A 207-nucleotide genomic window follows, 5' to 3' on the forward strand; every position below is an offset into this window, starting at 1 on the left:
GACGTCGGGGGAGGGAGAGCGGAGCGAGGAGGGACGACGGGACACGGACACGGGGGACCACCACCTGCGACGAGGGACCGGCTTGCGGCTCCCACGATGAGGCTTCCGGCCAGGGCCCGCCGGACCCTGTGGACGCTCCACAGTCCTGTGGAAAACCCCGCCACCCGAACGGGGCCCTCCGCCCGGCGAACGGCTTCCGCCCCGCGA

The sequence above is a fragment of the Streptomyces sp. SM1 genome (genome assembly GCF_002910825.1).
In the GTDB taxonomy this organism is placed as follows: Bacteria; Actinomycetota; Actinomycetes; order Streptomycetales; family Streptomycetaceae; genus Streptomyces; species Streptomyces okerensis.